This window comes from Halomonas sp. PA16-9, assembly GCF_009728585.1.
Lineage (GTDB): Bacteria > Pseudomonadota > Gammaproteobacteria > Pseudomonadales > Halomonadaceae > Vreelandella > Vreelandella titanicae.
The window spans coordinates 2,041,561-2,054,000 of record NZ_CP040451.1 but is presented as its reverse complement, the minus strand read 5'-3'; the positions used below and the strand labels follow the sequence as shown (position 1 = coordinate 2,054,000).

3 protein-coding genes and 7 pseudogenes are annotated in these 12,440 nt (G+C 57.2%); 1 reads left to right on the top strand and 9 read right to left on the bottom strand.

All coding sequences use genetic code 11. The annotated features are described in order from the left end of the window. Positions 1-18 precede the first annotated feature (18 nt). From sppA to FDY98_RS09425, 3 genes and pseudogenes are all read right to left on the bottom strand, one after another. Positions 19-1,139: pseudogene (sppA, locus tag FDY98_RS09435) on the bottom strand (signal peptide peptidase SppA). A 9-nt stretch (positions 1,140-1,148) separates the two neighbouring features. After that, positions 1,149-1,793: an HAD family hydrolase gene (locus FDY98_RS09430; protein ID WP_027959108.1), complete on the bottom strand. Its 645-nt coding sequence runs from the start codon at positions 1,791-1,793 to the stop codon at positions 1,149-1,151. 39 nt (positions 1,794-1,832) lie between these two features. Beyond that, positions 1,833-2,775, bottom strand: a pseudogene (locus tag FDY98_RS09425) (RluA family pseudouridine synthase). A gap of 708 nt (positions 2,776-3,483) precedes the next feature. Here FDY98_RS09425 and rne point away from each other — a divergent pair. Next, positions 3,484-6,922, top strand: a pseudogene (gene rne, locus FDY98_RS29445) (ribonuclease E). Between the two features lie 104 nt (positions 6,923-7,026). Here rne and murB read toward each other — a convergent pair. The 6 genes and pseudogenes from murB to msbA all read right to left on the bottom strand — a co-directional run bounded on the left by murB (position 7,027) and on the right by msbA (position 12,407). Next, a complete protein-coding gene (gene murB / locus FDY98_RS09415; RefSeq protein WP_035539177.1) occupies positions 7,027-8,037 on the bottom strand; it encodes a UDP-N-acetylmuramate dehydrogenase in 1,011 nt (336 codons plus the stop codon). A 25-nt stretch (positions 8,038-8,062) separates the two neighbouring features. Continuing rightward, positions 8,063-8,525, bottom strand: a pseudogene (locus tag FDY98_RS09410) (low molecular weight protein-tyrosine-phosphatase). A 74-nt stretch (positions 8,526-8,599) separates the two neighbouring features. Continuing rightward, positions 8,600-9,387: pseudogene (kdsB, locus tag FDY98_RS09405) on the bottom strand (3-deoxy-manno-octulosonate cytidylyltransferase). Next, positions 9,387-9,608, bottom strand: coding sequence for a Trm112 family protein (locus FDY98_RS09400; protein ID WP_027959105.1), 222 nt, complete (start codon positions 9,606-9,608; stop codon positions 9,387-9,389). The pseudogene kdsB and the gene FDY98_RS09400 overlap by 1 nt, the downstream one beginning before the upstream one ends. Positions 9,609-9,621: 13 nt before the next feature. Continuing rightward, a pseudogene (gene lpxK / locus FDY98_RS09395) lies at positions 9,622-10,649 on the bottom strand (tetraacyldisaccharide 4'-kinase). Then, positions 10,646-12,407: pseudogene (gene msbA / locus FDY98_RS09390) on the bottom strand (lipid A export permease/ATP-binding protein MsbA). Before msbA ends, lpxK begins: the two co-directional pseudogenes overlap by 4 nt. Positions 12,408-12,440: the final 33 nt, after the last annotated feature.

The window sequence follows — 12,440 nt, the reverse complement described above, 5'->3', positions numbered from 1 at the left end:
CAGGACGTAAATTGGCGATCAGAAACGAAGCGGGGTGTTAGGCGCCTTAATGCCTAGCACTTCAGCGGCAACCTCGGTAAAACGCCGAGTAAAGCGCTCAAATGGATCAAGACTCGGCGTATAGTCCACCCAGTCGATGTTACCTACTTGATCGCGAGACAGCTGTTCGAGGCTACCCAACTGATCGACCAACCCTAGCTCGATGCTCTGCTCGCCACTCCAGATCAGGCCTGAGAAAATATCCGAGCTATCACTGAGCCGTTCGCCGCGACCCGCGCGGACGTCATCGATAAACTGGCGGTGAGTTTGGCTCAGCACACCTTGCCAAAACGTCTCTGCATCATCGTCCAGCGGCTGGAATGGATCTAAGAAGGCCTTATTCTCTCCTGCCGTAAGCACGCGGCGCTCAACGCCAAGGCGCTCTATCGCCTCCTCAAAGCCAAAACCAGCGTAAATCACACCAATAGAGCCCACTAAGCTCACCGGCGAGGCAATAATCTCATCTGCCGCTGCAGCAATGTAATAAGCGCCGCTGGCACCGATATCCTCAATCACCGCGATAATCGGCTTATCACCCTGCTCGCGCAGGCGCATGATTTCCGCATAGATACGCTGAGACTGAACGGGGCTACCACCGGGACTATTAATGTGCAGCACCACAGCAGCAGCGCTTTCGGCATCCCAGGCTCGATTTAACCCTTGGATGATGCGCTCCGCATTGGCTGGCGAATCGCTGGCGATTACGCCATTAACCTCAACAATGCCCAAGTGGCGTTGGGTGGGCGTTGCGACACTCGGCGAATCCCAGAACAGGCTATAAAGCGCGGCAGACAGCGCAACCAATACGACAGCGAGAAACATCAGACGGAAAAACAGCTTCCAGCGGCGGGTACGCCGTTGCTCGGTCAAGACACCGCCTATCCAGTGATCCATCATTTCCAGCTGCGCTAATCGCTGGCGTTCGCGCAGGGTTTCGGCATCATCACCTGGCGCCCCAGGGGCTGCTTAGCCCCCTTACCAGGCGGAACCTCGGGCCCTTCAGTCCAGGGATCCTCCTTGAACTCGTTGGTCTGGTCACTATTAACCGGGCCATCATGACCCTCTTGCGCACCCTCTTGGCGGGTTGGATCGTCACTCATAAAATGTCCTTATAACCGATCAAAAAGCTCGTCTACGCTATGGGCAATCCACTTGGGTTCGCTCATTGCCAGGCGCTCAGGCGCATGCACCCCATAGCTTACCCCCACCCGATCCATGCCCATCGCCCTAGCCATTTCCATATCATACTCAGTATCGCCGACCATCACCGCCCGCTCGACCGGCACCGCAAGCTCAGCCAGTAACTCTGAAAGCATCTGCGGGTGTGGTTTGGAGCGGGTTTCATCCGCGGTACGGCTGGCATGAAACCACGCGCCGCTGCCGGTCTCAGTAAAAATACGGTCAAGCCCGCGACGGCTTTTACCTGTTGCCACTGCTAAACGCTGTTGCTCATGCCCGCGCAAACGGGCGATATGCGCTTCGACACCGCTAAAAAACGCCATTGGCGTGGTATCAGCCTGCACAAAATGGTGCGCGTAACGCTCGCGAAGCCGCTCGGCCTGAGCAGGCAATATACCTGGGCAGAGCTTGGCAATTGCTTCGGGCAGCCCCAGACCAATAATATCTTCAACCTCCGCAGCTGAAAGCGCCCCCCACTCGGCCTCCAAAGCAGCCGCCTGCATACACGACACAATCCGCGGCACTGAGTCCATCAAGGTGCCGTCCCAATCAAATATAATTAGCTCGTACTGCATGGCAGCTCCCTGTAAAAGGCAACGCGGTGAAGAAAGAAGTTATTGACGGGCGCGCTTGAGCGCTTCTTCCAGGGCTTCTGGCAGCGGCGCTTTGACGGTAACCGGGCGGCCGTTAGTGGGCTCAGGAAAGGTCAGCGCTCGCGCATGAAGGAACAAACGCCCCAGACCTAACTGCTTGGTGAGCAGACCACTTTCACGGGTAGCGTACTTATCGTCACCTAATAACGCATGGCCTGCGTGGGCGGCATGTACGCGAATCTGGTGGGTACGGCCCGTGACCGGCTCAGCCTCTATAAGGGTTACTTTTTCGAAGGTTTCGACCACCGAAAAATGGGTGCGCGACACTTTTCCGTTGGGATCTACCCTTACCCTCCGCTCGCCGTTACCGGCATCAAAGCGGTCTAACCGAGCACTCTCATAGGTTTTCCGCGCTGGCCAGCGCCCACTGACCAAGGCCAGATAACGCTTATCCATACCGTGCTTTTTCAACGACTCGTTCAGCGTCACCAGCGCATCGCGTGACTTGGCCAGCAGCAAACAGCCCGACGTATCGCGATCCAAGCGGTGAACCAGTTCCAGAAAGCTCAGGTCATCGCGCACTTGACGCAGCGCTTCTATTAAACCAATTTTAACCCCGCTGCCGCCATGCACTGCCAAACCAGAAGGTTTATTAAGCACCATCCAATCGGGGCCTTCCATAATCACGCTGCCTACCAGGAGGTCGCGCAAATTATCACTGACTTCCTTCACCGCTTCGCGAGGCGCCAAACGCAGCGGCGGAACGCGTACTAAATCCCCCGCTTGCAAACGGTAATCCACCTTCACGCGTTTTTTTATTAACGCGCACCTCGCCTTTACGTACGATGCGATAAATAAGCGCGCGAGGCGCCCCTTTAAGCCGCGTCATGAGAAAATTATCAATTCGCTGCCCTGCTTGCTCCGGGGCGATATCCACCCACTGCACTTCACGCCCTTCGGACATTACTACTTACTCCTGCTTAAAAACGGCATTCTAGCGTAGACCCAAGGGCATTGCGTCAATTGCTGGTCGTAGTCTTTACTGTTATATTCGAAATCGTTCACCAGCTAAGCGCAGAAAGCTGTCTTGTCTAGCGCTAGTGACTAGCTGTTCGATAGCTAATTGATTAAATTTGTTAGCAGAGAGCATCACCGCTGAGCTTGGTTAATGCGCCTGCCCGACTAACACGCAGGCCTGAACGCAAAAACGGCACCAGTGTACGCATTGCCCGTTTTCCAGTATTAAAAGATGATCTTAAAAATGCAGTAACTCTGCCGCCCGTTTTTTATGCCGGCAGAGGAAAATAAGCCTTGCCCTCAACGGCAGGCAGCAACTAAACAACGCCACGTCCTGAGCAGCTCCGCCTTATTCGTCACAAGGCGATGACTGACTCCGGGCGAAAAGTTCAACGCTGTGCCGGTGGCCGGCGTTGGTGAATCGATGAATGCCAGGTGTTGGCGGTGTCAGCAGGGCCGGATGGACGTGACAGCCACCGGAACACGTCCTGCCTCCGCCACGTACTCAACGCCCTATCGGCCGGGTTGGCGATGATGCCTTCCCGGCTTGACGCGTCAGCATTGCAATGCGCCGAGCACAAGCACGCAGCACCCAGCGATTCGCCTACGTCACCCAATAGGCAGTTCGCCGGCACGCAACGCTATGCGAGACACTATGAAACGGATGCTTATCAATGCGACCCAGCCCGAAGAGCTGCGTGTCGCTTTAGTTGATGGACAACGCCTATACGATTTAGATATCGAATCCGGCGCAAGAGAACAGAAAAAAGCCAATATCTATCGCGGTAAAATCACCCGCGTAGAACCCTCCCTGGAAGCTGCCTTCGTTGACTACGGCGCCGACCGTCACGGCTTTTTGCCCCTCAAGGAGATCTCTCGCGAGTACTTTGTCAAAGACGTTTCCGGACGTCCGAGCATTAAAGAAGTGCTTAAAGAGGGTCAAGAGGTCATCGTCCAGGTCGATAAAGAGGAGCGTGGCAATAAAGGTGCCGCGCTAACCACCTTTGTCAGCCTGGCTGGTCGCTTTTTGGTATTGATGCCCAATAACCCGCGTGCAGGTGGCATTTCTCGCCGTATCGAAGGCGACGAGCGCAGTCAGCTCAAAGACGCCATGGGTCAGTTGACCGTGCCGGATAAAATGGGCCTGATCGTGCGCACTGCAGGCATTGGTCGCAATCCGGAAGAGCTCCAGTGGGACTTGGACTACTTGGTTCAGGTGTGGGAATCGATCACCACTGAAGCTGCCAAGCGCCCTGCCCCGTTCCTGATCTACCGTGAATCCAACGTCATCATTCGCGCCATGCGCGACTACCTACGCCAGGACATCGGCGAAGTATTGATCGACAGCCCCGAGATTCACGCCGAAGCGCTGAGCTTTATTCGCCAGGTAATGCCCTCGTACCAGCAGAAGATCAAGCTCTACGCGGACGAAGTACCGCTATTCTCGCGCTTCCAGATCGAATCACAAATCGAAACCGCCTATCAGCGCGAAGTGAAGCTGCCTTCTGGCGGCTCGATTGTGATCGATCACACCGAAGCGCTAGTCTCCATCGATATCAACTCCGCACGCGCCACCCGCGGCAGCGATATCGAAGAGACCGCCCTACAGACCAACTCTGAAGCCGCCGATGAAATCGCCCGCCAGCTGCGCCTGCGTGATATCGGCGGTTTGGTGGTTATTGACTTTATCGACATGGGGCCTGCACGCAACCAGCGTGAAGTTGAAAACCGCATGCGCGATGCCCTCAAGCTGGATCGCGCACGGGTACAGATTGGGCGTATTTCACGCTTTGGCCTGATGGAAATGTCCCGCCAGCGCCTGCGTCCCTCACTGGGGGAAACCAGCGGCGTGGTCTGCCCGCGCTGTAATGGCCAGGCACCATTCGCGATGTTCGCTCGCTCTCCCTCTCTATCATGCGCCTGATTGAAGAAGAGGCGATGAAAGAGAATAGCGCGCAGATTCGCGCCATTCTACCGGTACCCGTGGCGACTTACCTGCTCAACGAAAAACGCAGCGTGCTGGCAGATCTAGAGTCTCGCCAGAATGTTCGCGTAGTACTGCTGCCCAATCCTGATATGGATACGCCCCACTACGACGTGCAGCGGCTGCGTGATGACCACCTGGACGAGGATGACACTCAAAGCCTATCGAGCTTTGAGCTCTCCACCGACACCGAAGTAGGCAAAGAGCCGACACCCAGCTTCGTGCCGCCCGCTCAACGCGCCGAAGCCGCCGTCAAGAGTGTCACCCACAACGCTCCCGCCCCGGCATCGCTGCAAACGGAAGAGAAGGCGCCCGCTGCAGCTCCAGCAGCCAAAGCAGCACCGGTGACCAGCGAGCAACCCAGCGTTATTGGGCGCTTTATCCGCGGCTTCGCCAAACTGCTCGTAGCGACGAAAGCAATACCGAAGCCACGCCAGAGCCCAAGGTTGAAACACCGGCTCCGCGCAAGCCAAGCGAGCGCAAAACCAATCAGCGCAGCAGCGAGTCGCGGCAAAAATCGTCGCGTGGCGACAACGCCAGCCGTAACGAGTCGCGCAGCGATAATAGCGCCCGCCCTGAGCCAAAAGCTGAACAAAAGCCGAGCAGCGCAGCAGCACACCGCGTCCTGCCAGTGACGACAATAGCGATAAGCGGAGCGGCCCCAGCCGTACCCGCAACCGCCGTCGCCACCCCCAGCAGGACGATGCTAACGGTCAAGAGTCAGCCAAAGCGCCTCGTAAAGAGAACCAGGCTGATAGCTCTTCCAAAGACAGCCCTAGCAAAGACAGCTCCACGAAAGAGGGCTCTAAAGAGAGCACCAGCGGCAAAAGTGCAGCGCAGAAAGAGTCGCGTCGTGATGGTGGTGACAAAACCGCGACAGCCAGCGCGATGCAACGGCCAAGAGCCCAGAGTCCAAGAACTTAGAGGCCAAGCAGGATGACGGCAAGCCGAAGCGTACGCGTAACAACCCGCGTAACCGCACGCGCACCCAGGCGATCAACCCCCAGGCAGAAGCTGAGCAGTTAAAACTGCAGGCCGAGGCTCAGAATGAAGCGTCAGCAGTAACACCAGAGCCGGCCGAAGACCCTGCGGCAGAAGAACAGGCACAGGTGTTAAAGCAGCGACAAATGACACAACGATTGCACTAGGATCGGACTCGGACGTTACCGCTCAGCCAGAAACGGCAGCAACCGATGCGCCTGAATCCAACGCCGAGCAAGCGGACGACGCGACGACCGCCGACCGCCCCGTGGCAGAAAACGCTAAAGCGCGCAAGTCGACGCACCAGCGCCGCCAGCCTAAAGCGGCTTCACCGGCGGAGCAAACGTCAACTGCCAGCACCGTTGAGCAGGATGAGGCCGCCGCCAAGCCAAGCGAACCGGAGGCCACAGCCAGCGAAGAGCCGTCAGCGCCATCTGAGGTGACCTCAGCAACGGCCAAAACCAACGCCGAACCAGCTGAAAGTGGGAAAACCGACGATAGTCAGCAGCCCAGTGCTAGCGAACAGGCAGCGCCTGAAGTCGTCGAACCGCCTGCGACCAACGCCGTTGATCCAGCCGCAACGATTGAAGAGGCGGCCTCCCCGGCACCTTTCAATAGTGCGGGTACGGATCAAAGCAGCGACGAGCATCAGCCCGAAGCGCCAGCTAGCACCCAAACTCGCCAGGAAGCGGCAACCCCAGAGGTTGCTGAGAGTACCTCTGAGAGCGCTTCGGAGAGTGTCGCCGTAGCCCCCTCAACTGAAGAGCCTGCCAACAGCGAGCCGCAGCAAGACAGCGAAGTAAAAGGTGATGAACCTAAGAGTGTTAAAGACACAAACGCTGAAGAGCAAGTCGCTGAAGAGAGTAGCGCTGAAACGAATAGTTCTGAAGCTAGTCCTGAAAATGGCTCTGAAAAGAGCAGCGACGAACTAGCAGCAACTGAAACACCTGCGACTGAAGTCACTGCAGCTGAAGCAGACGCCCAGCCCGCTCAGTTAGCCGCCAGTGAGGCACCCGCTGAGGCCGCAGTAACGGAAGAAGCACCTAAACCGCGCCGTCGTCGCACCCGGGCCCACAATGACCCGCGTGAGAAGCGCAAACAGGCGCAGCAAGACACACGCTCCGAATAGATCGTTCGCGCGTATTGTAGTAACAAAAATCCCCGCTTCGGCGGGGATTTTTGCTTTATGTGCACCTTAGAGGCAGGGCCTAGAGATTAACTAATAGAAATTAACTAACAGGGATTAATTAACCGCGGCTCGGGCTCTAAACGCACCCCAAAGCGTGCCTCGACCTGGTCAGCGATATAGCTAGCTGTTTTCATTAGCCCTTGACGATCACCGCCGCCAAAGTGCACCAGCACCAACGCTTGATGCTGGTGTACTCCGAAGGCACCATCACGCATCCCTTTCAAGCCACACTGGTCGATTAACCACCCCGCCGCCAGCTTTGTTTGCCCTCCTTCCTGGGGGAAATGGGGCATAGCAGGATACTGCTGCAACAACTGCGCTGCCAGCACATCAGCTACCAGCGGATTTTTGAAGAAGCTCCCCGCGTTGGCCAGCACCTGTGGGTCGGGCAGCTTCTCGCGTCGAATACCACATACCGCTTCGGCTACCGCGAGCGGTGTGGGAGGGCTTGCCAAGCGTGCGGCGAGATCGCCATAGCCTAGCCGGGGTGCTCGCGTGCGTGACAAACGCAAGACTAGCTGAGTGATCACCATGCTACCTGCCAACTCGCCTTTAAAAATACTCTCACGGTAACCAAAGGCGCACTCTTGCGCGCTTAGCCAATTTACCCGCCCGGTGGCAAGCTCCATTACCTGCACCGCTTGCAGCGTATCGGCAAGTTCAACACCGTAGGCACCAATGTTCTGCACTGGCGCAGCACCACAACTGCCAGGGATCAGCGCCAGATTTTCAATGCCCCACAGGCCGCGTGCAGCAGTCGCCATCACCAGCGTATGCCAATTAACTCCCGCCCCTACATGGGCAAGCACATGCCCTTGACGCTGACTGAGCCAGTACTGTTGCAAATCAGGCCGCACCACCAAACCTGGTAGTGCCTCGGGAAGCAGAACATTGCTGCCGCCACCGAGCAGCGTGACGGGCCAGCCTTCATGGCGTGCCTCGGCTAACGTTTGGCGTAGAGCTGTTAATGTCTTTGGTGACGCGAAGCGCTCTGCTTGGCAGGGGAGCCTAAGTGTATTAGCGGCGGACAAATCCACATTGCTGAGAATATTCATCTGTGCAGCCACACCATTAGCCCCATTACAGCTCTCGCTTAAGGTGTCGAATCAGCCCTTCTGATGCAGCTTCAATCATATCCAGAGCCTTCTCAATCCCTCATCACCGCCAAAATAGGGGTCTGGGACTTCAGCACCGGGGGTACCAGCAAAATCTAAAAACAGCCCAACATGCGCCTGGCTATTGGCAGGCTTCAGCTCGCGCATGGCGCGTAAATTGTCCTGATCCATGCCTAGCACGTAGTCGAATTGGGTAAAATCGTGTTCGCTTAGCTGCGGGCATGCAGGTCGCTTATATCGATACCGCGCAGTAGTGCCGCCTGCTGCGCGCGGGCGTCTGGCGCTTTGCCGACATGCCAACTGCCGACGCCGCAGGAGTCTATCTCGACCTCATCGGCCAACCCTGCTCGCTCAAGAGCACGACGAAAAACACCTTCGGCGGTCGGTGAACGGCAAATATTGCCTAAACATACAAATAATACTTTCACGATAGCTCCTTAAAAACTGAGCTGCCCAAGCAAGCGCCCGCCCCTGCGCTAAACCGGCAACACCCGAACCCGCGCTAGGCCAGCAGCGCCCGAATCCGCGCTAGATCCTCGGCCGTATCAACACCGGCAGGGTTTACTTCGCAGGCCAATGCCACTTGAATAGCGTGACCATTCTGCAGCGCACGCAACTGTTCAAGCTGTTCAAGCTGTTCGAGGCTTGAGGCTGGCCAGTCTCGGTAGGCAGCTAGAAAACCGGCACGATACGCATAGAGACCGATATGGCGCAGCCAGGCATCGGTTGCCAGCATGGTCGGTGGCGCTTTGAACTGCTCACGATCCCAGGGGATAGGGCCCGTGAGAAATACAGCGCGCGGCCTTGTAGCGTTCGCACCACCTTGACCACGTTGGGATTAAACAGCGTGTCCACGTCATTGATAGGCTCCGCCAGCGTGGCTATCGACGCTCCGGGATCGTCGGCTAGGCGCAGAGCCACCTGGTCGATCAGCGCGGGAGGAATCAGCGGCTCATCGCCCTGCACATTCACCAGCAGCGCATCATCCGTCAATGCCAATATACCAGCCACCTCGGCTAATCGGTCGGTGCCCGAGGGGTGATCGTCGCGGGTCATGATCACTTCGGCGCCGTAGGGCAGCATGGCATCACGAATACGGCTATCGTCTGTTGCCACGACCACTCGGCTGGCGTGGCTTTGGCAAGCACGGCGCCATACGTGAGCGACCATCGGTTCCCCGGCAATATCAAGCAGTGGCTTGCCGGGCAGCCGGGTAGAGCCGTAGCGAGCAGGTACGACGACGGTAAAATCAGGCACCTTGAAATCAACCATGTCATCAAAGACAGCCATTAAGCGTCTCCTAAACGCTCTTGGGAACGTCCTGGAGAAGTAGGCAGCTTTTCATCAGCATCCATCACGCGAGCCTCTTCCGGCAACATCACCGGAATCCCCTCTTTGATCGGATAGGCAAGGCCATCGTAGTGGCAGCGCAGCTCTTGAGCATCGCGATCATACTTCAGCTTACCGTTACACAACGGGCAGACCAGCATTGCCAGCAGTTCCTTATCCATGCGCTTATCTCCTTTAGGAAAGTGCCGACAGCCGCGCTGCCAGCCAGTGCTCAAATTCGGGTGGAAGGGATGCCTCCACATCTAATACCCAACTGTTAGGCGGGGCCAGGGCGTAACACTTAACGGCGTCTTTAGCGGTCATAATCACTGGGCGGGTATCTGCAAAGCTTAGCGCGCCCGCACTAAAGTGCTGGTGGTCGGCCAACGGGTGCCACTCGCCCTCACACCCAACGCGGAGAGTGTACGAAAAAAGCGCTCGGGATGCCCGATACCTGCCACCGCGTGCACCGGCAGCGTAAACGGCAGCGGCGCAAGCGGAAAACGTGCGCCGTCATCAAGGCGGCGCCAGCGCAGCGGCGCCAGCTGCATAGTAGTGGCTGCCTGCATAATAGACGGAGTAAGCGACAAAGAGGGCTGTGAGTCGCCGTTAATGATCACCGCGTCAACACGCTGCAACCGGCTGGGCGACTCGCGCAGCGGCCCGGCGGGCAGGCAGCGCCCGTTGCCCAATCCACGGTCACCATCCACAACCACCAACTCAATATCTCGATCCAGTGCCAAGTGCTGTAAACCGTCGTCGCTCAAGATAATATCGCAGCCCTTCTCGATCAGTGCCTGAACACCGCGCACGCGATTGGGGTCTGCGGCCACTGGCAGTCCCGTCTGCTGTGCCAGCATCAGCGGCTCATCACCGCTTTCGACAACGTTCGTGTCGGCGGTGACCAGCAGCGGGTAACTGGGCGCATTTCCGCCATAGCCGCGGCTAACGATACCTGGCGACCAGCCTTGGGCCACCAGCCAGCCAGCTAGCCACGCCACCAGCGGCGATTTACCCGTCCCCCCCAAGGTGATATTGCCTACCACGATAACCGGCACCGGCGCCTTCCAAGTAGCTTTTTGGCCGCTAGAGTATTCCCGCTCCCGCCGCGCCATGGCCCACTGATAAAGCGCCCCTAAAGGCCTCAACGGCGATAGCCAGCGGCTGCCCTGGTAAGCGCCTTGCAGCCAGCGCTCCGCCAGCGTTCTCTTGGCAAAGCTCATAACGATAGGCTCATATCGATAGCCTCATGCGCTTCTTGAAACTGCAGTTGATGCAGCGCCGCGTAGGCGCCATCGGCATCAAGCAGCGACTGATGCGCCCCCTCTTCGATAATGCGCCCCTGATCCATCACCACAATCCGGTCAGCCCGCTCTATGGTAGAGAGGCGGTGGGCGATGACCAGCGTGGTGCGCCCTTCACAGACTCGCTCAAGGGCTTTTTGAATATAGCGCTCGGATTCTGTATCCAACGCAGAAGTGGCCTCATCCAGCACCAGTAGCGGCGCGTCCTTGAAGATCGCCCGGGCAATCGCCAGCCGCTGGCGTTGGCCGCCCGAGAGCATCACGCCATTTTCACCCACGGTGGTGGCATAACCATTGGGAAGCTTATCGATAAACTCATGGGCATAGGCGGCTTCAGCCGCAGCCTGAACAGCCTGGGGATCAGGATTGGCCACCCCGTAAGCAATATTATCGGCAATCGAGGCGTTAAATAGCGTCACCTGCTGCGACACCAGAGCAATCTGCTGGCGCAGTGGGCCAAGCGCGTATTCATCAACATTAATGCCATCGATAGTAATACTGCCTTGAGTGGGGCAGTAAAAACGCGGCAGCAAGCTGACCAGAGTGGACTTGCCGCTCCCCGAACGCCCGACTATCGCCACCAGTTCGCCCGGTGCTATGCGTAGATTAATATCGTGCAGGACTTCGGGCTGGTCGTCGGCATAGCGGAAGCTAACATGATCGATCACGACATCGCCGTTTAAACGGCTGGCAATATGTTTGCCACTATCCTCTTCAGGGGTCATATCCAGCAATCCGAAAAGCTCTGACGCGGCCGCCAGGCCTTTCTGAATTTCACCGTTAATCTCGGTCAGTTGACGTACCGGCTTGATCATCAGGGCAGCCGCGGTAATAAAGGCCACAAACTCACCAGGCGTCATGTTCTCCATCAGCGAGGGTGCCATGGCCAGCCAGACCAGTAGCGCCATGGAGATGGCCACCAACATCAGAATCACAGGGGAACTGACCGCACGGGTCATGGCTTCTTTCATACTTTGGCGGCGATTCTCTTCACTGACCCGCTCAAAGCGCTGCTTTTCATACGGCTCTGCGCCGTGGGTGCGCACTACCCGATAGCCCGACAGCGCTTCCGAGGCAATATGGGTGACATCGCCCATGGAGTGCTGAATGCGTTTTGAAATGCGTCTAAAGCGCTTGCTGACGTAGCTTACCACCACGGCAATGATCGGCGTCACGCCCAAAAACAGCAGCGTTAGCATCCAGTTAGTCCAGAGTAGATAGAGCACCAAGCCGACGACGAACAGGCCTTCCCGAAGAATAATCGTCACCGCTTTGGTGGCCGCCCCCGCGACTTGCTCAACGTGGTAGGTCACCCGTGATACCAGTTGACCGCTGGAGTGATGGTCAAAAACCAGCCCGGCAGATGGAGTAGATGGGCAAACACGTCGCAACGCAGGGTATGAATCACGTAGCGGCCCACATAGGCCATGAAGTAGGTGCTTAAAAAAGTACCTAACCCCCGGGCGGAAAACATAATAATTACAAACAGCGGTAGAAAGAACCGAAACGCCGCATCTGGGTTTTGAATGCCATCAATTAATCGCTTCATCATTTCCGCCAGCGCGGTACTCGACGCGGCGTAAACCACAAGCCCACTATCGCTAGCGCAAAAGCTCGCCAATGCGGCTTCACATAGCCCAACAACCGCTTATAAATACCCCAACCTGAATCAGTCACACGCGCTCCTGGCCATAGTGTGCAATCGGAGAA